Source organism: Mucilaginibacter sp. (assembly GCF_025359345.1).
In the GTDB taxonomy this organism is placed as follows: domain Bacteria; phylum Bacteroidota; class Bacteroidia; order Sphingobacteriales; family Sphingobacteriaceae; genus Mucilaginibacter.
Genome location: NZ_JANYGQ010000022.1, coordinates 265,141 through 291,967, shown reverse-complemented (window position 1 = coordinate 291,967; position 26,827 = coordinate 265,141). Strand labels below are relative to the sequence as shown.

Below are 26,827 nucleotides of genomic sequence, written 5' to 3'. Positions count from 1 at the left end.
AAGTGTTGCTTATATATAAATACGCTTCAAATAATGTTAAAACTTGTACGTTACACCCGCGCCAAATATCTGTTTGGTTTGCAAAAGCGAATGATATTCCGTTATACCATTTTTCTGCACCGGAATCTTGGTATTCGGGTCCGAAATCAGTTCCAGGCCGGCATTTACAGTAACAAGTTTATTAACCTTCATGAAAATGTTGGCGGTATAGTCCATGTAGATATTGCCCGGTGTTTTCAGGTAATTTGAATACAACTTAAGGATGTTTTCGAAAGCGATATTTGTAGCCAGGTTAACTTTGTAGTAGGCATCAAGCGAGGCGCCAAACTCAAACAGGCTTTTTTTGCCGGGTGTTACACCAAATGCACCGATTGATGAAAGGGAATCGTTTTGTACAACGGTAATGCGCGCAGCAGCAGGTGAGATGTTTATCCTGAAGTTATCTGATCGTTTATAGGCAAAACCCGGCCCGAAAGTAACGTTGGCAGGCGCAAAAGGCGCTGATATCAACGTGCGGTTACCGGCAGCATCATAATTATAGCCCTTTGTAAACTGGGTTTGAAAGTTCATATAAAAAGTGTACAACCAGTATTTTGATGCCTGGCGGCCCAGTAAGCTGTTAAGGATAATCCGGTCGTCGTTTTTACGCCAGCCGGTGCCGTTTTGCTTGCTGATACCATAGCCTGCTATGGCTTTGTTATCCCAACTCCATACGCCTTTTTTGTAGTTAAAATCGTAATCGAGCACAATATTGGCAGCAACAGAGTTTACGCCGCCAGCTGCCCAGTTTGAGAACGAACTTTGGTTTATAAGCAAAGTGTTTTGGCCGTGTATGGTCCAGTATTTTGTAGTGTCTTTAGGTGGAGTTGCCTGCGAATAGCCGGCTATGCATATCAACAAAAATGATGCAATAAGTAATGTTTGTTTCATAAGGGTATTGGTTTTAATAATTTATCCTGCTGCAAAGCTATAAAATTGCGTTTAAAGGCAGAATCAAAATATCGTTTGGTTTTTCCGTGGGACTGAAAAACATCCGCTAAATTTCCGAATATTTAATTTTTTATATCAGAACTTAATTCTAAATTTATCACATAAACCTTATTACATCATGACACAAGACTTTTTTGCAAAAGGAGCAGACCCGGTGACCCCCGACAACCTCGGCGAAGCTATTCAGCAAGCAATTGAAATAGAAATTGCCACCATCCCCACTTACCTTTATACCTATTATTCCATTAATCGATCTCCTGACCAGGAAGCTATTAAAACGTCGATAATAGAAAAGCTGGTAGCCAAAGGCAGGCCGCCTATCGAGGCAGAGGAGGAGGCCATAGACCTATCGGCCGAACTTGTGGTATTCGCCAACAAAGCGGGTGCATTAATCATGAGCGTTGCGATAGAGGAGATGCTGCACATGGCACTGTCGTCAAATTTAAAACAAGCCCTTGCCGGCATGCCGGACCTGGTTGGCAAATCGCCGGTGTTTCCGGCAACACTTGCGGGCCATCAGCCTCCGTTCCCTATCAACCTGGCAAAGCTTTCGCAGGACCAACTGATAACTTTCCTGAAAATTGAAAGCCCTACCGATTTGCCTGACCCGCGTATGCTTAAAACCATTAACTATACCACCATCGGCAAGTTTTACCAGATGATTATAGATTGTATTCAAAAAAACGATTTAAAATACCTGGATGGGCCGCAGTTGATAGAAGGAAAGGCATTTTATGCGCAAAATAACATCGATACAGTTTATTACGACAAAAAACACAGGCCGCACTTTACCAACATGGACGATAGCGGCGATCTTTGCCATGTGCATGATAAAGCATCGGCAATAAAGGCGATAAAATGTATTGTTGACCAGGGCGAGGGGTTTGACGATAAAGGTTTAATACAGCCCGGTGACCGTGTTAATTGCACAGCCCTTGTTCCGGGCGATTTTGATGATCCTGAAAAAAAGGAGCTATCGCACTTCGAAAAATTTGTTCAGATATACTGTACCTACAATAGCCTAAACGACAGGTTTAAAAACCTGGATATAGGGGTTACTGATATGTATGATTATTTTGTTGTAAACGTTGCAGATAATCCTAAAATTGAGCATTATCCCGCAAATGTAGTCCCGGTGGCAAATTTGCTGAACGCGGTATACACTTACATATTTGTAATGATTGAGGACTGTTACCGCCAAAGCGGCAATACCCAGTGGGAGATATTTATGTTCGGGATACATAAATCCATGATTTTTATCCTTAACTCTATTTGCGGCGATATCATGTCGCTGAAATATACACATGAAGGCAAGGAATATGTCGTGGCGCCAACTTTTAATGACTACAAATTTGACGGTAAGTCGCGCCCTAAAGCGCAAATGATAGAACTGTTCAACAAAGCTGTGGCAGTTTTCCCTAAAATACAATACCTGGGGCAGCGTATACATGACTTGCCTGACGTTCCAAATGTAAGTTCAACTAACAGTTTTTAATCACACGAAAAAATACAGCATACTATGGCTACTATAAAATATTCACCAGAAGGAAATTTGTGCGGCGGCCCTAAACCCACCCCAACACCAGCAAAAGTACCAGTTGAATTGCACGTTTGTATGGGGCTAAACGCCTGTAAAGGACACGACCGCCTGGGGACAAACAACTGTGCCGGCACTGGAAATTGTGCTACTGCCGAAAGGCATAACTGCCAAACGTTAAACAATTGCAAGGGCCAGGGCGGCTGCGGACTTTATGGCGATATAGAGGCGCAAAGCAACCCGGGAAATAATGAGTGTGCGTGGCAGGGCAGTTGTGCCGTGCCTATACAGGCGGAACGTTTTCGTACGCTTGGCCCCGAACGAGGTAAAAGCGTTTGGTTGCAGGCCCGCAAATTGTTTGAAGAACGTATGGAAAAAGCAAACAGAAATGTCGGCCCGTCTCCGTATAAGTGCGGTCCGCCCCAAGCGTTGCTGGTAAGGTGGTTGGATGGCTATGACTCGTGTGGTAATAGCGGCGATAAGTCATGTTCGTTTGGTTTTAATGACCCCGAAGATAATGCCAAGCGGCTTTGTGAAGGGAAGAGGGAGTAGCGGATGTGCGAATAAAAGAGACAAATTCATTTATAGCGATGGGTTTAAAACCCATCGCTATGGAGGTTATTCACCGCTTAATACAGGCGGAGTCAAACAGTGTAGTGAATGAATAAAACCGGGGACAATTATATCAATATAATAAAAAGCCTGCCTGATCCCGGGCTTGGCCTTGGCCTGCGCAGCAAACATTTTAACCACATATTGGAACTTAACCCGGCGGTCGACTGGTTAGAGGTTATTTCCGAAAATTTTATGGATTCGGGTGGCAGGCCGCGCTATGTATTGCGGCAAATAGCGGAACGTTACCCTGTTGTAATGCACGGTGTGTCGCTTTCTATAGGCAGCACCGACCCGCTGAACAAAGAATATCTTACCAAATTGAAACGGCTTGCCGGCGAGGTAAAACCACTCTGGATAAGTGATCACCTGTGCTGGACTGGCGTAAATAGCCTGAACACACACGATTTGCTCCCGGTAGTTTTAAACGATGAATCATTAAAACATATTTGCACGAGGATAAACCAGGTGCAGGATTTTTTAGCACGCCCTGTAGTTTTTGAAAACCCCAGTACTTATTTAACCTTTAAACAGTCGACTATTAACGAGTGGGACTTTTTGCGGTATATGACTGAAGAAACGGGCTGTGGCTTATTACTCGATGTCAATAATGTTTACGTATCGGGATTTAATAACGATTTCGATCCGGTACATTATATCCGCCAATTACCGCACGACAGGATTGTACAGATGCACATTGCCGGGCATCAACATTGTGGCACCCACATTATTGATACGCACGACAGGCAGGTGGCGCACGATGTTTGGAAGCTTTTTACCCTGGCCTGGCAACTCACCGGCGGCGTAGCCACCCTACTGGAGTGGGATGGGAATATCCCCGAATTTGATGTTTACCATGCCGAGTTGTTAAAAGCGAAACAATACATGAGTAGTATAGGCAGTTTTGTTTTTGATGCAGAAGAGCTTGCTGCTGACAGCGAGGTAGTTTCAAACCCTGTTAACTTTTTAGTAAATAATGTTAATTGGTAACCCCCATTTGTCATTACAAGGAACGAAGCGATCTCGTCGCCAGGCAATATTCGCTCTGCAATGTTCTATATTCATACGAAGAGGTTGCCGCGCTCGTTCCTCGCTCGCAATGACAAAGTTTTTGATGATTACTTTTTGAATAGATGAGTTCAAATAATTTTTCCTTAACGCAATTACAAAACTGGATGCAGGGCATGTTGGTACATCACGCGCCTATGCAGGATATCGTTTTGCCCGCTGCTGTTGAGGATATTGTTAACCCTTCGCAGCGACTAAGTGCCGTGCACCATCTTGATATTTACCGGCACAGTTATATTGCCCGTTTGCGGTCGTGTATGCAAAGCCAGTTCAATGCTTTGGCGTATGCGCTTGGCCCCGAATTATTTGAACTATTTGCCGACCAATACCTGGATACTTACCCTTCCGAAAGTTATACCTTAAACACGCTCGGAGAAAAATTCGCGCAGTTTTTGCAGGAAACCCGGCCTGATGCTGGACGTGAACAAAAAGAAAACTGGCCCGACTTTATGATTGAGCTGGCAGGCTTTGAGTATGCATTATCGATTATATTTGATGAGCATGCCGATGAGCAGCCTGCCGTTATTTTGCACGATACCCCGGATGAAATGCTAAAGCTTGCGCCGGTATTTCACCTGTTTCACCACCAATATCCAATTTGCAGCTATTATCTTGAGGTGATACAAGGCAGGGAGCCGGAACTGCCATTCCCCGAACAAAGCTATTGTGCGGTTACAAGGCATAACTATAAATTGGGGCTGTTTACTATCAGGGAGGCACAATACCATTTTCTGAAAAATATGCAGCGCGGCGATAGCGTCGAAGCCGCAAAAGATAACCTGGTAAAGGCGTTTGAGTTTAAGCGGGCCGATCTTGATAAAATATGGCCTGAATGGAAAAAGGGTTTTATTGACGCAGGATTTTTTGTGTTTGATGAACCCTAGTAGAGATGCAATGCTTTGCATCTACTGCGGATAGGCAATCAACATTTTTGCTGATAACTGGCAAAGCTTACAATGATCGCACTTGGGCACGCAATCCGCCGCGTCTCTACGACAATATTGTATAAAACATAGCTACCGCCGCTGCCGCCATCGCCACAAATGTTACCCACAAAACCGTTTTTGAAAGCCAGCCGCCTTTAAATTCGCCCATTATTTTTTCATCGCCGGATATTTTTACCACCAAAAATAATAACGGCACTGCAGCAACGCCGTTTAATACAGCCGCGTAAACCAAGCCTTTTACAGGGTTGATGCCGATGAAGTTTAATATCAAACCAACAAGGGTAGCTGCTATTATTATTACATAAAAACCTTTTGCTTTGCCAAATTTTAAATTCAGGCTGGCTTTCCAGTTAAAGGCCCCGGCCACCGAATATGCAGCTGAGCCGGAAAGCACCGGGATAGCCAGCATTCCCAGGCCGATTATGCCAATAGAAAAAATAAGTTTCGACAATAAACCTGCATTTGGAAAGCTATGCACCAGCGGCTCTATAGCCTTTGCTGCATCCGCGGCTGTTTTAATGTCCCGAACGCCGCTATTGTGAAGTACTGTTGCCGCAACCACAATAATGCTCCAGGTGGCAAATTCCGAAAATATCATCCCGAATGAATTGTCAATACGCATGCGTTTTATGCTGATGTTGCTGATCACAGGCTTGCCGTTTTTTATCAGGTGCCGTTCCTTATCTTCTTCAACCTCCTGCGATGCTTCCCAAAAAAACATGTATGGCGAAATAGTTGTGCCTAGCACACCGGTAATAATAAAAAAGAAAGCGAAAGAAAATTCGACATGAGGTATTACCGAAGCCTTTAGGATGGTTACCCATGGTTGTTGTACAATAAATAGGGTTATTGGATAGGCAAGCAGGGTTAAAGCCAGCCATTTCAAAATTTTTGAATAAACTTTGTAATTGGTAAATACCTCAAGCAGCAATATAATTGTTGTAAATAGCAATGTAAGTACCACGAATGGTACCGGCACCAGCAATTGCGCAGCCGACGCCATTGCGCCTAAATCAGCACCGATATTGATAACATTGGCTACAACAACCAGCGATACCACCGCGTATAAAACACCTTTGCTATATTGTTCTTTAACTATGGTGGTTATGCCTTTACCCGTTACAAGGCCAATACGCGCACATGCTTCCTGAACGGCTGTCATTAAAGGCAGCATGTAAAGAGCCGTCCACAGCTGCCCGTAGCCAAATTGCGCACCGGTTTGCGAGTAGGTGGCAATGCCCGATGGGTCATCGTCGGCGGCGCCCGTTACAAGGCCCGGCCCCAGGATACGCCAAAAGCTTTTTATTTTAGCTGGGGTTTTGGTTTGTTTTTTCATGTCGACTTTACAATGGTAAGGTAAACAGTTTCTGCGGCTTATTGTTGAACTTATCGTTAAATTACTTTTCGTTTTACGGGTATATCTGTTTATTTTCATATTTTAATTTGTGAGGCCGATATAAACCTATGAGTGCTGATTTACTGCCTGTTTTGCCCGATGATATTTTTAAACTCGTATTTGAAAAATCGCCCGGATCGCTATTAGTTAAAGGCGATGCGCCACGCTTTACTATTGTTGCGGCAAGCGATACATACCTTGACGTGACCTCGAGCACCCGTGAGGCAATTGTAGGGAAGGGATTTTTCGAAGCCTTTCCTGAAGACAAAACACTGAGCGATGATACCAATGCCCGTATTATATTTACCAGGGTAGTTAACACGAGGCAAAAAATTGATGTGCCTGCTTATCGTTTTGATGTTTTTAACACAGATACGAAAACCTATACTGAACGCCATTGGTCGTGTAGCAACACACCGATTTTTGATGGTGACAATAACGTTGCCTATATACTAAACACCGTTGTTGATATAACCGACGAAGTGCGAGCCAGGGAAGCCAGTACAGAAAACGAAAACCGATTACTGCTGGCTACCGAGGCGGCGGCAATGGCTACATGGGACCTGGGCCTGCTTGATAATAGTTTTGTCTGTTCGCCGAGGCTGGCCGAAATATTTGGATTTAGTGCAGATACTACCGTAGTTCGTGAGAATTTGCAAACGCAAATTGATGCAGACGATATGAAAAATATTGTTGTCCCGGCTTACCATAAGGCATTGTTGACAGGTACTTATGTTTATGAAGTAAAAATACACTTGCCGGATGACTCACTGCGCTGGATAAAAACTCAGGGAATTGTTGTTTATGACGATAAAAAGGAGCCGGTAAGAATGCTGGGCACTGTCATTGACATAACCGATACCAAGCGCGACGAAATAAGGAAAAATGATTTTATTGCCATGGCTAGCCATGAACTTAAAACACCCCTTACATCAATAAAAGCTTATATACAAATATTGACTAAAAGGCTTATTCCGGTCAACGACAGCTTTGTAAACACCACCTTGATGAAAGCAGGCAACCAGGTAACAAAAATGACTGACCTGATACACAGTTTTCTCGATTTATCGAGGCTTGAGTCGGGTAAGTTGCAATTGAAGCTGGACGTATTTAATATGAATGAACTGGTTGCGGAAACTATTGCTGAAACCCAATTGCTTAGTCCGGGCCACCCGATAGAATTTGAGCCGGGCCGGCAGCTATTTGTAAAAGCCGACGCTGAAAAAATAGGCCAGGTAATCGGAAATCTTTTAAGTAATGCGTTGAAATATTCCGATAAAGACAGCACCATAACCGTAACCTGCACCATCGAAAATAACAATGTTAAAGTGCTGGTCACGGACAACGGCATCGGCATTAAAGCCAAAGACCAGGAAAAACTTTTCCAGCGTTTTTATCGCGTTGAGAGCGACAAAATGAAAAATATCTCGGGGTTTGGCATCGGCTTATACCTGTCGAGCGAAATCATACAGCGCCATAGGGGCACCATAGGGGTGCAGAGCGAAGAGGGCAGGGGGGCTACTTTTTATTTTACCTTGCCGGCGGCAACGGGAATTTAGATGTGGTGCCATGCTGTTACCGGCCGGTTTTCAGGATACCCGTTCGTGCTGCGATAAGCTTTTCTATCGGCGGTAAAATCCCACCAGTTCTTTTTGCTGCCGCGGTTATTTGCATAATGAACGGCTAGCAGGCACTGATCCTCCACACAAGGGTCTGTCCAGAAACCTTGTTTTAACTCCAGTTCGTTGAGTAACTCGTGCCCGTTTTTTTCAAGCAGATCGTCAATTTTAAAATACCCCAATGACATTAAATCGCAGGCGAATTTTGGGCCTACCGATGGGATGCTTTGGAAATCAATAAGCGCATAAATTTCGTTTGCCCTTTGTGTATCCGCACATACCAGCTTGCCAATTTCGTCGGGGGCATAGTCCCGCAACTGACTTATTTTAATCTTGTTTTGTTTAAGCCTTTGCTTTTCGGCTTCAGAAAGGTTGAGTTTAAATGTTTTCATTTTTAAATATGTTAAATTTACGAAGTTTAACCAGAGGATTATTGTTTTAATAACCACATGGGAAAACTCCGTAAGTTTTGTTTCAATTTCTCAAAAGCCTGCGTCATCAGCACTTGGGCCGTAGCTGCCGGGGATGGGCACATCAAGGAGGCGTAAAAATACACCAAGCTGTGCACGGTGATGTACGACCTGGCAAAACGTCATGCGAATTACTTCAACTTTTTGAGTAGCGCTGTAAATCTGGTCGCCGTTGCGCAATGTCCAGATTTTTACCAGTTCATCTTCGTTAGTTTTTTCGAGCCCGACGCGGGCTTCGGCTAGTGATTTTTCGAGCAGATCCAGCAGTTCTGTTGTGTTGTTGGTGATGGTTGGGGCGTATGGGCTGGCGGCAAAATCAAGTTCGTCGGTGTCAATGGTTAGGCTTACCCATGTAGTGAGCTCGGCGAGGTGAGTGGCCAGTTGCCTTATGGTCATGCTTTTGGGGTGTGGCTGCCAGTCGAACTTGTCATTCGGGATACGCTCAAGAAATTTACGGGTTGTTTGGGCTTCTTCGGCCATTTCTTTTAATAACATTGGGATGATTTTCATGATGTTTAATTTGTTTTTTAATGGCCATGAAGCTGTCATGAGCTATAATATTATTCAATGCTGCTCATGACAGTTCCATAATTTTTGTCTTTAATCGTTGTTGATCTTGTTTGTTGATTCAAAATAAACACACGTTAATGACAGCCCTATGTCAGTAGGATTTTAATTAGTTGAAAAAAGTTGAAGAGACCTAACATTTCGTCATGCCGAACTTGTTTCGGCACCTCATGGGACAGATGACCCACATATAGGTTGACGTTTATATTTAGCCAGCATGTCGTAGGCTTAGCATGTGGGGTGCTGAAATAAGTTCAGCGTGACGGTGGGAGGATTACAACCCCATAAAATAATCCGTTAACGATTTGAAATCATCAAACTTTAAATCATAATCATCGGTATCGCCAAAGCCGTAGCTTACAAATACAAACGGTACGCCGGCTTGGCGGCTTTCCTGGCCATCACCGTGAGTATCGCCGATGTAAACAGGGTTTACAAGGCCATGTTTTTCGGCAAGCAGCTTGATGTTATGGTTTTTAGGCATAAAGTTTACGCCATGGGCCATTTCGTCGGTAATATGTTCATCTATCCCGGCCCAGTCGATAAATACAGGGATGATGCCTTTGGCACAGTTGCTTAAAATAAATACCTTGTATTTTTCTGCCAGTTGCTGCAGGCCTTCCCGCACTCCATCGTATAAAACTCCACCCATTTGGGGTAGTATTTCGCGGCGGCGTTCGTTTACAATTGTGTATATCTCCTTGCGTTTTTCCTCGTCAAAATCCGGCATTATCAGGCCGATTACCTTACGGCCTTCCATACCCACCATTTTGGCAAGTTCTTCTCGCTTAACCACAATATCAATTCCCATTTCCCTGAAAATAATATTCCACGATTCGGCATAGGTGTCAACGGCATCCCATAGGGTTCCGTCCATATCAAATATCAGGCTGTCGGGTTTTTGCATAGTTTTATTTTTATAGATGGTATTTAAATTTAACGGCGTAGCGCCAGTGCCATGCCTAATATTTCCCGTATCGTATCGACAGGGACATCCTGCCGGGCATCAAACTGTATGGTTTTCATGCGGGCTCGCTTTTCCATTACCAGTAAAGGGTGATCGATTTTGTTGCCGTCAACAACGCCAAGGTAAGGGTTGTGGTTTTTTTTAACAACCCACAGGTAACAAAACATTTTGCCCTTGTAACAATAAAATGGCATCCCGTATTTCCATGCTTCGGTTATGTTGTTGTCAAAGGCGGGGATAAACTCCCGTAAAAACAGCAGGCAGCCTTTTACAGGTTCGTCCTTGTTTAAGAAATAATTGTCAATATCGCGGAGCATAGTTAAATACTTACCACCTGGTTCATCTCTTCCTTATCAAAGTTTTCCATCACCAGTATGGCGGCACCAATAAGTTCAGCGTCAAAACCCAGTTCCGACACCATTAGCTCGGTACCGCTACTCAAACGGGGAATACAATATTTATGCAACGCCTGTTGGATGGGGGCCATCAATATTTTGCCAACTTTGGCGCCGCGACCGCTCAAAACTATTGCCTGGGGGTTCATGATATGTATCAATATGGCCAGCGCTTTACCTATTTTGTTGCCAGCATCAGAGAATAGTTCGATAGCAAACTGGTCGCCGGCATTTGCTGCGGCCATTATGGCATCGCTCATTTGTTTGCTTTGCGCTTCGCCAACAACTTTCAAGCTGGTAACCCGGCCCTGCTTAATCCCTTCTATCGCTTTGTTGGCTACCACCAACATCGATGCTTCTGCCTCTAAACAGCCGCGTTTGCCACATTCGCACAATGCGCCATCTTCCGAAAGCGGGATATGGCTAAACTCCCCGGCAAAGCCGTTACGGCCCCTGAACAATTCGCCGTTAACGATCATGCCCAGGCCAATGCCCCAGCTAAGGTTAATCACCATCACTTCTTTTTGCCATTTGGCTATGCCAAACTTTTGTTCGGCGAGGGCTATTAAGCTCGAGTCGTTGTCTATGTAAGTTGGCAAACCTGTCTCTTCAGCAATATATTGCGAAAGGCTGCGGTCGCCGCTCTTTAAGTAGGTATAGTTTATTCCTTTGTCGGGGTCGATAAAGCCGGGCATACCTATGCCTATGCCCGTAATTTTCTCTTTTAAAACGCCGCAGCCGTCAATGTACTTGTTAATGTTTTCAACCAGTATATTCAGCGCACAATCGTTGCCGGCAAGTTTCAGGTCAAATACCATCATTTCTGCAACGGGGTGATTGCGCAGGTCCACTAGTTGTATGCGGGTGGACCGCTGGTCCATAGCAATAGCCAGTATGTACATGGCATCGGCATTTATGGCGTACATGAGCGGCCGGCGGCCCCCGCTTGACGGCGCATAACCCTGCTCAACCACAAAGCCTTTTTCAATCAGTTCATTTAGTGCCTTGGCTATTGATGGAATACTTTTATCAAATAACTCACTCAATTCGGCACATGACATAGCCTTATCAAAATAAAGGCATTTGGTTATCATGTGCTTAAGCTGCATGCCCTTCACACTTTTAGTTTTAACTTCCATTCAAACAGTATCGGTTAATAGCTTAACGGCCGCGCCCGCGGCAGGTTTATTTTTATCTTCTAAAAATAGGAATAATGCAGAAACTTACAAGGGCATTTTATAGCATAAAAGCTAACAAAATAAAATTGGGGTAAAAATAGGAGGCTTTGGGTGGATGACTCATGGCGTATATTGCTTTTTTAAATGCTCTTAAATGAATGGAAAATTGGCAATATATCGTTCCTGTTCACAGTGAAACACAAGGAACAGGGTGGAACAGCAAAAGATCCTACGCAAAGGCTAAAAAGCTTGTTTCTGCAGTATTAATGCACTTTTTACACTGTCTGCTACGCTAAAAAATGCAAAAAGTGCTGACAAATTAGTGTCAGCACTTTTCTAGCCCTTGTTGGCGACAACACCAACAAAAGCCGAAATTCAAAATTTGCCATCCCAAACGGTTTTATCTTTTAATCTGCGCGATTTTAACTTTGAATAGACTTCTAAGCCTTCCGGGCAATCCAAATCTTTTGGGGTGTTAATGTCTGTTTCATAGCAATCGTCAAAGCTGTCTATTCGCCATCTTACAAAACGTCCATCCGAATTTAAATACGGCTCGTTATAATCGTCCTTTTGCTTTTCCAATTTATCGTAGGCGTCGTCGCTTGATGTTGCATTTATTAGCACAAATCGTTGTTCAATATTTTGTTTCCTCGATTTAATGCCTTCAACCTCGATAACCAATGTCATTTTAACACAAAAGTACCGGGGCTTAAGAGGTTCGTTCTTTTCAATTTTTGTAGCGTAATCTATCGATTCAATCCAGCAGCTAGCTACAAAGTCCAGTTTTGCAATGGCGTTTAATAAATTGAATTTTATTTTTGCTGTAACTCCTCGCGGTCGTCTTTTTGTCCCGTTAACCTCGTACGTTTCAAATAAGTTTAGAGCAATAAGTCGGCTTAGATTTTTTTTAAAAATATCGTCTATTTTTTTGATTCTTTCTTTAGGCTTAAATTCAATAAGCTGTTTCAAGTCAGGATACGAAAAAACGATTTTTACATCAACAAACCTTTTGGCGTTGAGAATGCTTTTATCTAAAGCCCATTCTTTTAAGCCGTAAATTTTTTTCATTTAGACGGAATCGATTTCTGGATTAAAGATAAACGTTTATCATAATACTTAGTAACTTAGAGCGAACCTCGCAATAATGAAAAAAAAATTTTACGCCGAAATAGCATTATGTGCCGTAGTGGTAAGCCTTATATTATTTCAATCCTGTGAAAAGCTGCATATTGGAATTGGCTATGTAAAAAATAACACAAAGAGTGACCTCGCGGGTGCCGAATGGGATGGATCACTGCCTGATAGTATACTATGCCATGACATGATAAACTTAGACTATTATCTTCAACCAGGCCTGTCTGAGGACCTTTCCACAAGACCGGATAAGGGAAATCTAAGTGAATTGCCCGATTCTGCAAAACAATATATCTACATTTTTAATTTAGATTCCTTAAATAAATATAAAAAGCTACAAATATGCGAAGGTATTGTTAAGCGTTGCCTCGTAAAAAGGATCGAAATTCAGCTAAATAAGGTTAAAGAACCAATGGACACAGTCTTCATAAACTCCAGTAAGCCGTTAAATTAAATCCCCAAATCCTAACTCTCGCCCTGCCCTTGTTGGTGTTGTCACCAACAAGCAGGATGCACAATGTGTAACCGAAAAGCCTGCGGATGTTCACGGCTTTCTGCACATCACAAAGCAATTGGTTTTGTTGGTGACAACACCAACAAAGGCGAAAAAATACTCAACACTTTTCATTTTCAAATCTTTAAATCAACTCATCTTCAAATTATTTCCACATCCGCACATCAAAAAACCGCACATCTATTTGCTCACCTCAAACTCCTTCTGCAACTTAATATCTTCCGATGATTGCCCGATCATCACCATTAATTTGCCGGGCTCAACCGTCCAGTTCATGTTTTTATCGAGAATGGCCAGGTCGTCAGGGTGCAGGGTAAAGGTTACGGTTTTCTTTTCGCCGGGGGCAAGGGTTATGCGGTCGAAGCCGCGCAGGTCGTAGTCATACACGGTAACGCTGCTAATTTCCTGTTTAAGGTAAAGTTGTACTACATCGTCGCCTTTGCGCTGGCCGGTGTTAGTAACGTCGACGGTGACGGTGATATCGCCCTGCTGGTTTTCTTTTTCGGGCGATACCTGCCGGTTGTCGTAGGCAAAAGTGGTGTAGCTTAAACCAAAGCCAAAAGGATATAATGCACCGTTAACACTGGTGTTACCCCAGCTGTTGGCGCCTCCTTGACCGGCTTGCGAGGCAGGTTTAAAGGGGAAATTAAACTCCAATTGCCCTGTTGTTTTTGGGAAGGTGATGGAGAGTTTGCCGCCGGGGTTGTTATCACCAAACAGCGTTTCTGCAACAACCTTACCGCTTTCCGGGCCGGGGAACCAGGCTTCCAGTATGGCGGGCACAAATTTGTTTTCCCAGTTTACGGTTAGCGGCTGCCCGTTTATCATCACCATAACTACAGGTTTGCCCGTTGCCTGCAATGCCTGTATCAGTTTCAGCTGGCGACCTGGCAAATTTAACCCGGTGCGCGACAGGCTTTCGCCCACCCGCTGCGAATCCTCGCCGACTACTGCAATCACCACATCAGCTTTTTTTGCAGCGCTAACGGCAGAATCAATAGATGCCTGTTCCAGATCCGTCAGCGGGGTTTCAATAATTTCGCTTTCGGGCCAGGTAGCGTCAACAATGTTGCAGCCTTTGGAATAGTTAACGGTTGCGCTGGTGCCCACATAATTCTTTATCCCGTCTAGTACGCTGGTTACAGGGTTGTGCGACGGGCCGTACCGGCTGGTAGCATAACTTTTATCAGCCGCCAGCGGACCTGTTACCAATATGTTTTTAATAGCTGATTTGTTAAGCGGCAACAAATTGTTTGCGTTTTTCAGCAACACCATCGATTCGCGGTTCATTTGCAAACCCATCGCTGATGAGGCTTCGGTATGCACAATTTTGTCGGCCGCCTTTGGGTCTTTAACATATGGGTCATCAAACAAACCGAGTTTAAATTTAACCCGTAATACGTCCGCTACGCGTGAGTCGAGGGTTTTTATGTTGATTTTACCTTCTTTGTAAAGTTCGCGCAAGGGCATAATATAGGTTTGCGGCATGCTGAAGTTGGTGCGTACGTTCAGGCCGGCTTCAAATGCCTGGCGTACTGCCTCTTTTATATCGCCGGCCACATGGTGCTTGCTGAATAAATATTCAACAGCCTCGCTGTCGGACACCACATAACCGTTAAACCCAAATTTCTGGCGTAGCAGCTCCGTTAAAAAGTAGTAGCTGCCGGTTATGGGCTCGCCGTTCCAGTCGTTATAGCTGCTCATTACACCCAACGGGTGTGCCTCTTGTATCACCCTTCGGAAAGGGTAGAGATATAGCTGGTACATTTCCCTCGGCGCAACATGCGGGTCGGTACGGGCAGCGCCATCGCGCCCGCCTTTGGGCATGCTATAAACTGCGAAGTGTTTTAAGGTTGAGGCCACGCCTTCTTCCTGTATACCCAGCGTCATTTGTTTGCCCAGTTCAGCAATTAAGAATGGATTTTCGCCGTATGTTTCTACTACGCGGCCCCAGCGCTGGTCGCGGGCAACATCCAATATTGGCGCATAAACGTTGGTATAGCCAAGCGCCTTTGCCTCCATACCAACAGTTTGGCCTGCGCGGCGTACCAATGCTTTATCCCAGGTGCTGCCTATGGAAATAGGGGCGGGTAATGATGTAGCCCTGTCGTGGTTAAGGCCGTGGATGCCCTCGTTAGTAAAATCAACCGGGATGCCCATACGGGTTTCCTCAACAAACCATTTTTGTATAGTATTAATGGCTGATGCGTGCTTGCTGTAAGGGTAGGAGTACTGCGTTGGCGCGTCATCGGTTTTCGAAGTAAGGTTGTTCAGTTCCTCATCAATATTGGCTATGCCGTCCTTCCAAACCTCGTTCTTCCATGATGGTGTGGGCATTTCCTCTTTTAAAACCCGTTTATAGCCGTATAGCGTAGCCAGCTGACAGGTTTTTTCATCTACTGTCATCTGGCTCAGCAAATCGTCAATACGCTTATCAATGGTTTGCGATGGGTCCTCAAATACATCCATTTTGCCGTTTTTGTTAAAATCAACCCAACCTTTGTGGTAGATAGATTTTTCCTGGGCGGATGTTGTAAAGCAATAGCAGAGTAGTAGCAGAAGTGGCAGTTTTTTCATAGGGACAGGATAATTGGTATTTCAAATATAGGCGTTGTGTAGGAGACACACTATTGTAGTGATGTAAAAAGTTTGTGGTTGGAAGAAGTCCGAAAGTCCTGGAAATCCGGAAAGTCAGTAAAGTAGTTCGGCATACCAAACAAAAATTGTGTCGGGAAAGATTATACCGAGGGAAATTTCAACTGGCATCAACATTGCCTGTATACAGTAAATAACTGTAAACATGCTCATCAGACGTTTTCTTGCCTTTATTGCCTTTTTTATCTTAACAACCGTCTCTTCAAAGGGACACCCGGTTAAACCGGATGAAAGAATTTGCGGCAGATGGGAAAACCTGGAGAAGACTTTACGCATACAGGTGTCGATGGAAGGGTCGGAATTTACGGCGAAAATTATATGGTTCAGCGAAACCGGCGGCAAACCAATGGATTACTGGACCGACCGCCATAACCCCGATCCTAAACTGCAAAGCCGCAAAATATTAGGTCTGAGTATTTTGCGCGACCTGGAATACCAGCCAGGTACCGACAGCTGGGAGAATGGGGTAATCTACGATTCGAAGCACGGTAAAGAATGGAACTCTGCTGCGTATATTGATAAAAAAGGGGAACTAAAGGTGAAAGGCTACTGGCATTTTAAGTTTATCGGGAAAACGATGACATTTGTGCGGGTGAGGTAAGCTGTAACGTCCGAAAAATCTGCTTAAACAAAAAAGCAGCGCTATGTTTCCACAACGCTGCTCAGATATTAATTAGGGGTTGGAGACTAACCATACATAAACACAAGTCCCATTCACTAATCTCCAACCTCTAATACCTTATTTCGCCTGCCCGAACTCGCCGTTTGCTTTAACAGCAATTTCGTCGCTGATCATGGCATTTCCAAATTTTGAACCTAAGTTAAAATCGGCACGTTTGATGGTACCTGTAATCTGGAAACCAGCATCAGGTTTGCCACCCATTCCGGCTATTGTTCCGCGGTACCAAAGGTCGAAAGCAACTGGTTTGGTAACACCATGTATAGTAAGGTTACCATTAAGCTTGTATTTGTTATCAGATACTTTTGTAACGCCAGTAGTAGTAAATGTTAATGTTGGGAAATTTGCAACATCAAAAAAGTCGGCTGATTTAAGGTGACCGTCGCGTTGGTCAACACCGGTGTTTACCGAAGCGGTGTTAGCTGTAAGGGTAAATTTAGCATCACTGAAATCAGGTTTTGCAGCTACAATGCTTGCCGAAAAATCTTTGAATTCGCCGTCAACATCCGATACCAATAAGTGGGTAGCAGTGAAAGTTAACTTTGAGTGTGCACGGTCGACATTCCAGGTGGTTTGTGCAAAAGCGGCAGTGTTTAATAAAGCGGCTGCGGCTATAATGAATAATTTTTTCATGATTGTTTTTTCTTTTTTAGAGTTTTTATTTTTTGTTGGGTCAAAGATAATATATGTTTAAACATGTATTTAATAAAAACGTGTTTATGCACTCATTTTGACAATTGCATGAAACTGGACAGAGTAGTATGACAAATATTACGCGCTTTCAATGGTTTTACGATTATTATATTTGTAAAAACATCAACTATGAAAACCAGGGAACTTGGCAAAACCGGCGAAAAATTATCAGCGATCGGCTTGGGCTGCATGGGCATGAACCACGGCTACGGCACTTTCGACGATAAAGAATCAATAGCGACTTTACACCTCGCTATCGACCTTGGTATAAACTTTTGGGACACCGCCGACGTGTATGCCAATGGAAAAAACGAAGAACTGCTTTCAAAAGTGCTATCCTTAAATCGCAGCAAAATATTTATAGCTACTAAATTTGGCTTCAGGCAACGGGAGGGGAACGATGCATACCCCGGTGCTTCTGGTTCATATGTCGATTGCTCGCCAGCTTATCTGAAACAAGCTTGCGAACGCAGCCTTAAACGCCTGAACATTGATACCATAGATTTATACTACGCGCACCGCATCGATCCCAATATACCTGTTGAAGAAACGGTAGGGGCGATGGCTGAGTTGGTGAAAGAGGGGAAAGTGCGTTACCTGGGTTTGTCTGAAGCCTCGGCTGCGTCGATACGTAAGGCTTATGCCGTACACCCGATAGCGGCCCTGCAAAGCGAATATTCATTATTAACGCGCGATGTGGAAGCAGGTATTTTGCCTGTCTGCCGTGAACTGGGTATTTCGCTGGTGCCCTTTAGCCCCCTTTCACGCGGATTGATAACCAACACGCTGAACCTTGATGAGTTGAGCAGTACAGATTTTCGTAAAACCCTGCCACGGTTTGGTGATGACTATAAAGACAATAACCAAAACCTGGCTGCCGCTTTTGCTGAATTGGCCGCTCAAAAAAAATGTACGCCCGCACAGTTAGCTATAGCCTGGGTACTGGCACAGGGGGAGGATATTATCCCCATCCCCGGCACCAAAAAAACGAAATACCTGCGCGAAAACGCAGCCGCTGTTGATATTGATCTTTCTGTTAGCGAATTGCAGGATATACAGGCCGTTATGGATAAATATCCAAACACAGGCATGCGTTATGCCGATGGGGCGATGAAGTTAGTGGATAAATAATTTAGAACGCCCGACATGTCATTGCGATCCGCTAACCAGCGGAGGCAGCCGCACGCCGTGCACAACCGCAGTGCAGTTCAGCTACCGTTCAATCTGCTCTGTAAAGTTCGCGGTTGCCGCGCTCGTTCCTCGCTCGCAATTGACAAATTTTTCAATGTCTTTTCTTTCCCATACCGTTAAATAACCCAAACCTACCCCGTTAAAACACCCCCCTGAAATTGGGTTAAAATACCCCCCTTAATTATTTGTGTGCTACTGCATTACGGGTTAAATTTGTCTTAACTAAACCATGAGTGCAATAGAAATAATTATACGCGACCAAACCTTTAGGATATTACGCAACAATGCGGATAAATATACCTTTAGTGTGTTTAACTACGCAACCTGCCACATCATCACTAAAAACGATTATGGGATATGGAAACGCGTACAACACCTTTTCGGAACAGAGATAATCCCGATTGACGAAATCGGCGAGATTATCGATAAACAATTTACCCCATGGCCCGGACAAGAAGGGCAGTCAGCCGGTCGAAAGACGGGGTGATGTTACCTATATAAGTTTGATTTGATATTTTATTGAGATAAAAAGCTTTATCCCAACCGGGAAGGCTATGCACCTTAATAAATGCTATAAAAAAAATTGCGGCAAATAATCTGCTCCAGTGAGAGGGAGCGGACTTTTAATGCAATATGCTGAGTTGTTGTTGTTAGGCCCCCTCTCTTTTTTAGAGAGGGGCTGCTTTTTTGATATCGATATCAGAAACCCTTCCCCATAAAAAAGTCGTCTACCTTTTTGTTAAACTCATCGGTATGCTCAATCAGCGTACCGTGGCCCGAGTTGGGTACCACCCACATATAGGCTTTGGCAATGTTTTCATAAATGGCAGCCGTATGCTCAATGGGTATCAGGTCGTGGTCGCCGCAGATGATAAGTGACGGACATTTGATGGTCTTTAGCGCCGAAAGTTTTACGTTTGGCTGCAGCCAGTCGAGCATAAATATTTTCCAGTTGTTTTTTTCTTTGGCGGTGGTCCACTTTTTATCCTTGTTTTTGCCATAATAATCACGCATGTCTTTCCATGTGGCAGGAGTTAATGCAGTTGAATCGGGCCACAAATTGGCACCGGTGGCGGCAAACCTTATTACTTTATCCGGGTGCCGCATAGCCATCAATATGGCGTTAATGCCGCCGTCGCTCCAGCCAAGTACGTAACTTTTAGCAATGTGCATGGTATCCAATAATGTTGCAAAATCATCGGCCATCATCTCAAAGCTTAATGAATCGCGCCCATCAGTCGATTTGCCATGTGCGCGACTGTCCACCGCAATTACTTTATATTTTTTTGCGAAATAGGAGATGTTTTTGCGAAATGCAAAAATACTGCCGCCATTACCATGTGTTAGCAGTAGTGGCTTGCCCTGGCCATAAACTTCAACATACATTTTAATACCACGTATGTTATAATACCTGCCGGCGGCAGGGTTGTTGCCGTAAGGGACTTTTTTCTGCTGGGCGTAGGTTAGTCCCACAACAATGTGAAGCAGGCACAAAAGAAGTAATAGCTTTTTCATACTTTTCCGTATTTAATAATAAGGTATATAAGTGCAGCGCTAAATGCCAGGCCAATAATCAAAGGAATCCAGAATGGTTTCGGGCGGTATAAAGTTGTTGCGCCGATGTAACGGTTCCAAAATAAAAGTTCCATAGTATAGGCGCCAATATAGCCTGATATGATAGCGATGCCGGTGTTAATGTTATAATTCGCGGCGATTATTGCCACAACTGCAGTAAACGCAAAACCATACAGCACAACCAAAACTGCTTTGGCTGCATTTTGCGTTTTACTCAGGTTAATGGCCATCAATATCGAGCCAAATAAAACGCTGAAGAGCATAGAGAAAATAACAATAATTCTTTTTGTATAATACTCCGGTGCGTCCGGGTCTTCAATGTATAAGCCCTTGTCGATCCTGTTAAATCCTCCCGAATTACCATTAGCTGCCGCAATGTCTCTACGGGCCTGCATATCTTCGGCTATTACACGGTCCTCGTCTTCCGAGAACTCAAAGCCTCGTATTTTTAATTCCTCGACCGAAGCTTCTACAGTTTCAGGTAAATATTTTTCGCGGTTGTCAACGCGTTCACGAAGTTCGTCGTCTGACCGCATTGATGCCCGAAACTTGAAATTATCATCCATTATTTAAATTGTAACCAGGGTTTATATTGCCTAAAATTAAATAAAAATTCCAGCTATGCACCTGCCCGACAATTTTATTCACCGGTATTATTATCCTGTTAAAAAATTATAGATTTATGGCGAAACTTAAACAATACGGCACCAGCTAAATTATGCAAAACCAATCGACAAACGTACCCCAAACAACCGGCGGGCGCATCCGATCTATCATAGGTGGCTCATTAGGCAATTTGGTTGAATGGTACGACTGGTATGTTTACACGGCCTTCTCTTTATATTTTTCGGGCTCCTTTTTTCCAAAGGAAAACGAAACGGTACAGCTGTTAAACACAGCAGGTATTTTTGCTATAGGTTTTTTAATGCGACCAATTGGAGGCTGGGTAATGGGAACTTATGCCGACCGGAAGGGCCGCAAGGCTGCATTGACTTTGTCGGTGTTGTTAATGAGTGTAGGTTCATTGATTATTGCGATTTCGCCTGGTTACAAGCAAATAGGCGTTGCGGCACCTTTTATCCTGGTACTGGCCCGCATAATACAAGGCCTTAGCGTTGGCGGCGAGTACGGTACCAGCGCTACCTACCTTAGCGAAATGGCCACAAAAAAACACCGTGGGTTTTATTCAAGTTTTCAATACGTTACGCTGATAATGGGGCAATTGCTGGCATTGGGTGTATTGGTGTTATTGCAACGGGCTTTTTTAACAGATAAAGAGTTACACACATGGGGCTGGCGGATACCCTTTGCAATAGGTGCTGTGCTGGCGGTAACGGTAATGTATTTACGGCGCAGTTTGCAGGAATCGGTAACTATTGATGAGGATGTTAAAACGCGCTCAAACCGCGGAACCATTAAGGCACTGGCCGAACATCCAAGGGCGGTATTAACCGTTATTGGTTTAACTGTTGGCGGCACCGTTGCATTTTACACCTTCACCACCTACATGCAAAAGTTTTTGGTAAACACATCCGGGTTTTCAAAAAACAGCGCCACACTCATATCAACGCTTACATTGGTAGGGTTTATGCTGCTTCAGCCTGTATTTGGCTTATTGTCTGATAAAATTGGCCGCAAGCCATTGCTGATTGGTTTTGGTGTGCTGGGGACTTTGACCACTGTGCCTATACTTACAGCACTTACGCATACCAAAGATGTTTGGATAGCTTTTGCTTTGATTATGTGTGCGCTGATTATCGTTAGCGGCTATACCTCCATTAATGCCGTGGTAAAAGCGGAGCTGTTCCCGGCAAATGTGCGGGCCCTGGGTGTAGGGTTCCCATACGCCATAGCTGTATCATTATTCGGCGGTACCGCCGAGTACATAGCCCTCTGGTTTAAAAATGACCATCACGCCGAATGGTTTTACTGGTACGTTACCATTTGTATTGTGCTTTCGCTGATTTTGTATGTTACTATGAACGATACCCGCAAGCATTCAAAAATTGAGGATTAATATCTGAACCTGGATTAAGCAGATTTTTGGATTTTTCTGATTGGGATTAATTGTTCACAATCCCGTTAATCCCAAAATCCGCTTAATCCAGGTTCAGAATTTATATCGCCGGATTAGCAGCATATTCCTTCCACAACTCATCAACCGTTTTGCCGGTTTGCTGTTTCCAGGCGGCATCGGTGTAGGTATGTTTTCTTAGCTGGCTGTCCAGTTCTTTTACAAGTCCGGGTTTCTTTTTTTCTTCAATCCAAACTAAAAAACGGGCGGTAACACGGTAGGCATTATCATAGTTTTGGGTAGCTTTAAACTCAGGCAATACCCATTTTGCAGCAGGGTTATTTACGCCGAATTTGTTGCGTGCATAGTCGGCAATGCCTTCGGTGAGCCAACCCGGGCCGACGGTTTCTCCATAGTCCTGCACAATGTGCATCACTTCGTGGGTAACCACGTCGATATCTTCCGGGCGTTTGTGAAGCCAGCTTGAGGCGATGGTAACTTTACCATCGGCAGTAGCTGCTACCCCTTTGTAACTGGTATCAACCGCCATTTTTACTTCTTTAAGCGTGCCGGGGTTATACTCGGCAGCCAGTTTGGGGTAAACAATATAAAATGTTTTAACCAACCGGGTTAGTTCGGCTGTGTCAACGGTGGCATCGTTATTGGTGAGCGTTAATTTGTAGCCGTTGCTTATATAAACTTTGGAAGTTTGTGCGGAGACAGTATTAATAATCAGGGCAGATAGCAGGGTGGCTAGCACAAATATTTTTTTCATCGTTGGAGTTCTCGTTTTAAGCCGCAATAATAGAGATTTAAAATGCTGAAATGTGTGACTGACATGTAAAAATATAATGACCTGGCCGGAATTTTTACGATATAACATTTTTACCTCGTGTTAAAAAAACGTTCTCAAATTGTAAGTTTTTAAACTTTGCAAATCTGCCTCGTAAAAAACGCTAATTTTGCAGCTGCATTTATATGACAGATACAAACACACTATATCAACAGGCAATATCCTTGTTGCAACAATTAATAGCCATACCATCTTTCAGCAAAGAGGAAAACCTCACCGCCGATGTAATTGAGCATTTTTTGCGGGATAATGGCGTGAAAACACACCGCAAACTCAACAATATATGGGCATATAACAAACACTTTGACGTCGCGAAGCCCACCATACTGCTCAACTCGCACCATGATACAGTAAAGCCAAACTCTGGCTATACCCGCAACCCCTACGACGCAAAAATAGAGGACGGCAAGCTTTATGGCCTTGGTAGTAATGATGCCGGGGGATGCCTGGTATCGCTGATAAATGTATTCCTTTACTTTTATGAAAGGGAAAACCTTAAGTACAATTTCTGCCTGGCAACTACTGCCGAGGAAGAAATATCAGGTGTCAACGGGCTCGAACTGATTATCCCCGAACTGGGCAAGCTTGATTTCGGCATAGTAGGAGAGCCTACCTTAATGCAATTGGCCATAGCTGAGCGCGGTTTAATGGTACTGGATTGCGTGGCCCACGGCAAAGCCGGTCATGCCGCCCGAGAAGAAGGTGAGAACGCCATTTACAAGGCCCTTGCAGATATTGAATGGTTCCGCACTTACCGTTTCCCCGAAGAATCGGAGGTTTTTGGGCCGATAAAGATGTCCGTTACTATTATCAATGCAGGCTCGCAGCATAATGTGGTGCCGGCAAGCTGTATGTTTACAGTTGATGTGCGGGTGACCGACGCATACCGAAACGAAGAAGTATTGGAAATTATCCGCCGGCACGTAAGCTGCGATGTTACGCCGCGTTCCATTCGCCTAAAACCGTCGAAAATTGATAAAGAGCACCCGATTGTAAAAGCGGGCGTTGCGCTGGGCCGTACAACCTATGGCTCGCCAACCACATCCGACCAATCGCTGCTGGATATCCCATCGCTTAAAGTCGGTCCTGGGGATTCGGCACGGTCGCATACGGCGGATGAGTTTGTGTATGTGGATGAAATTAGGGAAGGGATTGAATTGTATATAAAGATGCTGGAAAGCATAAATTGATGGAACGCATAAAAAACTATGTCATTGCGAGCGCAGCGTGGCAACCGCGAACTTTACAGAGCAGATAGAACGGTGTAGAAACTGCAAAGCGCAACTGCATAGTTCGCGGTTGCTTCGTTCCTCGCAATGACATAGTGGGTTATAACTGTAAAAAATATTTACACCATATTTGTACCATGGCAAAAATCTGGCAAAAATCTGTTACCGTTAACGAATTGGTCGAAAACTTCACCGTAGGCCGCGACCGCGAGTTTGATTTGCAGATGGCTGCTTTTGATGTGCTTGGTTCGCTTGCGCATACCCAAATGCTGGAAAGCATAGGACTGATGAGTGCTTATGATTTGCAGCTGGTTCAACAGGAATTAAAAAGTATTTACAAAGATATTGAGCAGGGTAATTTTACGATTGCTCCCGAAGTGGAGGATGTGCACTCGCAGGTAGAAATGCTGCTGACCGAGCGCATTGGCGATGCCGGCAAAAAAATCCACAGCGGCCGCTCCCGTAACGACCAGGTGCTGGTTGATTTGAAACTATTTTTCCGCCACGAGTTACAGGATGTTGTTGAAGAAACTGGAAAACTTTTCCGCTTGCTGATTGAACTGAGCGAGAAACATAAAGACATTTTACTGCCTGGGTATACCCATTTGCAGGTTGCCATGCCATCGTCGTTCGGTTTATGGTTTGGTGCCTATGCCGAAAGTTTGGCGGACGATTTGGAGCTGATTTTGGCTGCTTATAAAATTACCAACAAAAATCCTTTAGGCTCCGCTGCGGGTTACGGGTCGTCATTCCCGCTAAACCGTACTTTAACCACCCAACTTTTAGGGTTCGATAGTTTAAATTATAACGTGGTTTACGCGCAAATGGGCCGCGGTAAAACTGAGCGGATAATTGCGCAGGCGTTATCATCTATCGCCGCTACCCTCGCCAAAATGGCAATGGACCAGGCCTTATATTTAAGCCAGAACTTCGCTTTTGTAAGTTACCCGGATACACTCACTACCGGCAGCAGTATTATGCCGCATAAAAAGAACCCCGACGTTTGGGAAGTTATGCGCGGCAAATGCAACCGCCTGCAGGCCCTGCCAACTGACGTGGCCATGATGACCACCAACCTTCCTTCCGGATATCACCGCGAACTGCAGCTTTTAAAAGAACTGCTGTTTCCGGCATTTACCGACCTGAAGAACTGCCTGCACATGGCAACTTTTATGCTGCAAAATATTACTGTAAATGCCAATATATTGAATGACCCCAAATATGCCTACCTGTTTAGCGTTGAAGAAGTAAACCGCATGGTATTAGATGGCATACCTTTTCGCGATGCTTACAAGCAAGTTGGTGCCGCAATTGAAAAGGGTGATTTTAACCCTGATAAACAAGTTAACCACACCCACGAAGGCAGCATAGGTAATTTGATGAACGCGGAAATTACGACAGCATTTGACAAATTGGTCGGGAGTTTTGATTTTGGGAAGGTGGATAAGGCGGTTAATCAATTGGTTTCTTAATCGGTGAAATTATCTTCAAATCGGTGAAATCAAAAAAAGTATGAACGGACAAAACCGAAACGATATTTACCCAGGCCTTGAAGTGGATATCATCCTAAAAAAAGACCAGCGCTCCGGCAAACGCACAAGGGGGATAGTGAAAGCCCTATTAACCAGTTCTGCATTCCATTCGCGTGGCATTAAGGTGAGATTGGAAGATGGGCAGGTAGGCCGTGTTATCGAAATATTCGAAGACTAATTTCTTTATTAAAACTTTATAACTTAGAGCGGTGCTTTACCTAGGCACACCAAAAAATATGGCTAAAATTATACATCCAAAAAAAAAACTGATTTTACGGCTTGATGCGCATTATAAAATATTTATCTCGCTGGCAATAAGCGCGGTGGCTTATTTTTTTTTCAGGGATTTGTCTTCGATGCCGGCGCTTATATTATCCGTTTGGATTGCTTTTGCTTCGACTATAATAGTACTCGATTGGATTGTTATCCTTTGGGCTCACCCGCGCGAAATCCGTAAAATTGCCAGTTTAGAAGATTCGAGCCGCTATATCCTGTTCCTCTTTGTTATCAGCGCATCAGTAATGAGTTTGGGCGCGATACTATTTTTGTTAATATCGTCAAAAGGCGGCTCCAGCGCCGAGGTTTCGGGTCACGTCATCCTGGCGATGTCGGCAGTGGTAATTTCGTGGTGGCTTGTGCATACCATTTACAGTTTGCGTTATGCGCATTTGTACTATTCAACTAACCCCGAAGACAATAAGAAGCCGATGGGTGGCCTGATGTTCCCCAACGAAGAAGAGCCGGACTACCTTGATTTTGTTTATTTCTCTTTTGTGCTCGGCATGACATTCCAGGTTTCTGACGTGGAAATATCGTCGCGCATTATTCGCCGCATTGCCTGGGCGCACGGGTTGATATCTTTCGCGTTTAATACCGCTATTGTGGCTTTGAGTATAAACGTGATTTCTGGATTGGTTTCGAAATAAGACCGGGATTAAAAAGATTTTACAGATGAAGATGGATTTACATTCTCATGGTCGAGTCTTCAATCTCATTAAATCCCAAAAATCCA

At 44.1% G+C, this 26,827-nt stretch carries 27 protein-coding genes; 14 read left to right on the top strand and 13 right to left on the bottom strand.

The features are described 5' to 3' along the window. Nucleotides 1–36: 36 nt before the first annotated feature. Nucleotides 37–930 (bottom strand): DUF3078 domain-containing protein, encoded by an 894-nt coding sequence (locus Q0R52_RS14420; protein ID WP_295795475.1) that lies wholly within the window; start codon nt 928–930, stop codon nt 37–39. Between the two features lie 178 nt (nt 931–1,108). Between Q0R52_RS14420 and Q0R52_RS14415 the strand changes: the two genes are divergently transcribed. The 4 genes from Q0R52_RS14415 (at nt 1,109) to Q0R52_RS14400 (ending at nt 5,091) form a co-directional block, all read left to right on the top strand. Continuing rightward, nucleotides 1,109–2,485 (top strand): ferritin-like domain-containing protein, encoded by a 1,377-nt coding sequence (locus Q0R52_RS14415; protein WP_295795473.1) that lies wholly within the window; start codon nt 1,109–1,111, stop codon nt 2,483–2,485. 24 nt (nt 2,486–2,509) lie between these two features. Continuing rightward, nucleotides 2,510–3,079, top strand: a complete 570-nt coding sequence (locus Q0R52_RS14410) for a hypothetical protein (protein WP_295795471.1) — start codon at nt 2,510–2,512, stop codon at nt 3,077–3,079. Between the two features lie 108 nt (nt 3,080–3,187). Further along, nucleotides 3,188–4,129 carry a DUF692 domain-containing protein gene (locus Q0R52_RS14405; protein ID WP_295795469.1) on the top strand — a complete coding sequence of 314 codons (942 nt, stop codon included), beginning with the start codon at nt 3,188–3,190 and terminating at the stop codon, nt 4,127–4,129. A 143-nt stretch (nt 4,130–4,272) separates the two neighbouring features. Beyond that, a complete protein-coding gene (locus Q0R52_RS14400; RefSeq protein WP_295795467.1) occupies nt 4,273–5,091 on the top strand; it encodes a DNA-binding domain-containing protein in 819 nt (272 codons plus the stop codon). A gap of 106 nt (nt 5,092–5,197) precedes the next feature. Here Q0R52_RS14400 and Q0R52_RS14395 read toward each other — a convergent pair whose 3' ends face one another. Further along, entirely contained in the window at nt 5,198–6,490 is a 1,293-nt protein-coding gene (locus Q0R52_RS14395) for a divalent metal cation transporter (RefSeq protein WP_295795466.1), read from the bottom strand. A gap of 128 nt (nt 6,491–6,618) precedes the next feature. On the opposite strand from Q0R52_RS14395, the gene Q0R52_RS14390 reads away from it, so the two are divergent. Continuing rightward, a complete protein-coding gene (locus Q0R52_RS14390; RefSeq protein ID WP_295795465.1) occupies nt 6,619–8,109 on the top strand; it encodes a PAS domain-containing sensor histidine kinase in 1,491 nt (496 codons plus the stop codon). On the opposite strand, the gene Q0R52_RS14385 is transcribed toward Q0R52_RS14390, so the two are convergent. The 6 genes from Q0R52_RS14385 to Q0R52_RS14360 all read right to left on the bottom strand — a co-directional run bounded on the left by Q0R52_RS14385 (nt 8,106) and on the right by Q0R52_RS14360 (nt 12,814). Next, nucleotides 8,106–8,561: a helix-hairpin-helix domain-containing protein gene (locus Q0R52_RS14385; protein WP_295795464.1), complete on the bottom strand. Its 456-nt coding sequence runs from the start codon at nt 8,559–8,561 to the stop codon at nt 8,106–8,108. The two genes, Q0R52_RS14390 and Q0R52_RS14385, sit on opposite strands and share 4 nt — an antisense overlap. A 90-nt stretch (nt 8,562–8,651) precedes the next feature. Continuing rightward, nucleotides 8,652–9,149 carry a DinB family protein gene (locus tag Q0R52_RS14380; RefSeq protein ID WP_252794036.1) on the bottom strand — a complete coding sequence of 166 codons (498 nt, stop codon included), beginning with the start codon at nt 9,147–9,149 and terminating at the stop codon, nt 8,652–8,654. Nucleotides 9,150–9,480: 331 nt separating this feature from the next. Next, nucleotides 9,481–10,113 carry an HAD family hydrolase gene (locus Q0R52_RS14375; RefSeq protein WP_295795462.1) on the bottom strand — a complete coding sequence of 211 codons (633 nt, stop codon included), beginning with the start codon at nt 10,111–10,113 and terminating at the stop codon, nt 9,481–9,483. 29 nt (nt 10,114–10,142) lie between these two features. Beyond that, nucleotides 10,143–10,490, bottom strand: coding sequence for a DUF1801 domain-containing protein (locus Q0R52_RS14370; RefSeq protein WP_295795459.1), 348 nt, complete (start codon nt 10,488–10,490; stop codon nt 10,143–10,145). A gap of 2 nt (nt 10,491–10,492) precedes the next feature. Next, the gene (locus tag Q0R52_RS14365; protein ID WP_295795457.1) at nt 10,493–11,707 is read right to left on the bottom strand and encodes an ROK family protein; all 1,215 of its coding nucleotides are present in this window, start codon (nt 11,705–11,707) and stop codon (nt 10,493–10,495) included. A gap of 414 nt (nt 11,708–12,121) precedes the next feature. Further along, nucleotides 12,122–12,814: a DUF4288 domain-containing protein gene (locus tag Q0R52_RS14360; protein WP_295795455.1), complete on the bottom strand. Its 693-nt coding sequence runs from the start codon at nt 12,812–12,814 to the stop codon at nt 12,122–12,124. Nucleotides 12,815–12,890: 76 nt separating this feature from the next. Between Q0R52_RS14360 and Q0R52_RS14355 the strand changes: the two genes are divergently transcribed. Then, nucleotides 12,891–13,334 (top strand): hypothetical protein, encoded by a 444-nt coding sequence (locus Q0R52_RS14355; RefSeq protein ID WP_295795454.1) that lies wholly within the window; start codon nt 12,891–12,893, stop codon nt 13,332–13,334. Nucleotides 13,335–13,574: 240 nt separating this feature from the next. Here the strand turns inward: Q0R52_RS14355 and Q0R52_RS14350 are convergent, their stop codons facing one another. Next, nucleotides 13,575–15,971: a glycoside hydrolase family 3 N-terminal domain-containing protein gene (locus Q0R52_RS14350; RefSeq protein ID WP_295795451.1), complete on the bottom strand. Its 2,397-nt coding sequence runs from the start codon at nt 15,969–15,971 to the stop codon at nt 13,575–13,577. A gap of 223 nt (nt 15,972–16,194) precedes the next feature. Here Q0R52_RS14350 and Q0R52_RS14345 point away from each other — a divergent pair, with 223 nt between their 5' ends. Beyond that, complete coding sequence (locus tag Q0R52_RS14345) at nt 16,195–16,650, top strand: DUF2147 domain-containing protein (protein WP_295795449.1); 456 nt, start codon at nt 16,195–16,197, stop codon at nt 16,648–16,650. A gap of 138 nt (nt 16,651–16,788) precedes the next feature. Here the strand turns inward: Q0R52_RS14345 and Q0R52_RS14340 are convergent, their stop codons facing one another. After that, nucleotides 16,789–17,361, bottom strand: a complete 573-nt coding sequence (locus Q0R52_RS14340) for a YceI family protein (protein ID WP_295795446.1) — start codon at nt 17,359–17,361, stop codon at nt 16,789–16,791. 189 nt (nt 17,362–17,550) lie between these two features. Between Q0R52_RS14340 and Q0R52_RS14335 the strand changes: the two genes are divergently transcribed. Both Q0R52_RS14335 and Q0R52_RS14330 read left to right on the top strand, forming a co-directional pair. Continuing rightward, nucleotides 17,551–18,552 (top strand): aldo/keto reductase, encoded by a 1,002-nt coding sequence (locus Q0R52_RS14335; protein ID WP_295795444.1) that lies wholly within the window; start codon nt 17,551–17,553, stop codon nt 18,550–18,552. 289 nt (nt 18,553–18,841) lie between these two features. Further along, nucleotides 18,842–19,099, top strand: a complete 258-nt coding sequence (locus Q0R52_RS14330) for a hypothetical protein (RefSeq protein WP_295795443.1) — start codon at nt 18,842–18,844, stop codon at nt 19,097–19,099. A gap of 212 nt (nt 19,100–19,311) precedes the next feature. Here the strand turns inward: Q0R52_RS14330 and Q0R52_RS14325 are convergent, their stop codons facing one another. Continuing rightward, entirely contained in the window at nt 19,312–20,127 is an 816-nt protein-coding gene (locus Q0R52_RS14325; RefSeq protein WP_295795441.1) for an alpha/beta hydrolase, read from the bottom strand. Next, complete coding sequence (locus Q0R52_RS14320) at nt 20,124–20,753, bottom strand: Nif11-like leader peptide family natural product precursor (protein WP_295795440.1); 630 nt, start codon at nt 20,751–20,753, stop codon at nt 20,124–20,126. Before Q0R52_RS14320 ends, Q0R52_RS14325 begins: the two co-directional genes overlap by 4 nt. Nucleotides 20,754–20,905: 152 nt before the next feature. On the opposite strand from Q0R52_RS14320, the gene Q0R52_RS14315 reads away from it, so the two are divergent. Further along, the gene (locus Q0R52_RS14315) at nt 20,906–22,204 is read left to right on the top strand and encodes an MFS transporter (protein ID WP_295795438.1); all 1,299 of its coding nucleotides are present in this window, start codon (nt 20,906–20,908) and stop codon (nt 22,202–22,204) included. Nucleotides 22,205–22,304: 100 nt separating this feature from the next. Here the strand turns inward: Q0R52_RS14315 and Q0R52_RS14310 are convergent, their stop codons facing one another. Next, nucleotides 22,305–22,976 (bottom strand): basic secretory protein-like protein, encoded by a 672-nt coding sequence (locus Q0R52_RS14310; protein ID WP_295795436.1) that lies wholly within the window; start codon nt 22,974–22,976, stop codon nt 22,305–22,307. Between the two features lie 203 nt (nt 22,977–23,179). Here Q0R52_RS14310 and Q0R52_RS14305 point away from each other — a divergent pair, with 203 nt between their 5' ends. From Q0R52_RS14305 to Q0R52_RS14290, 4 genes are all read left to right on the top strand, one after another. Then, entirely contained in the window at nt 23,180–24,244 is a 1,065-nt protein-coding gene (locus Q0R52_RS14305; RefSeq protein WP_295795434.1) for a M20 family metallo-hydrolase, read from the top strand. Between the two features lie 176 nt (nt 24,245–24,420). After that, a complete protein-coding gene (argH, locus tag Q0R52_RS14300; protein ID WP_295795432.1) occupies nt 24,421–25,755 on the top strand; it encodes an argininosuccinate lyase in 1,335 nt (444 codons plus the stop codon). A 40-nt stretch (nt 25,756–25,795) separates the two neighbouring features. Further along, the gene (locus tag Q0R52_RS14295) at nt 25,796–25,993 is read left to right on the top strand and encodes a YwbE family protein (RefSeq protein WP_295795430.1); all 198 of its coding nucleotides are present in this window, start codon (nt 25,796–25,798) and stop codon (nt 25,991–25,993) included. A gap of 58 nt (nt 25,994–26,051) precedes the next feature. Beyond that, the gene (locus Q0R52_RS14290; protein ID WP_295795429.1) at nt 26,052–26,741 is read left to right on the top strand and encodes a DUF1345 domain-containing protein; all 690 of its coding nucleotides are present in this window, start codon (nt 26,052–26,054) and stop codon (nt 26,739–26,741) included. The last annotated feature ends 86 nt before the right edge of the window (nt 26,742–26,827 follow it).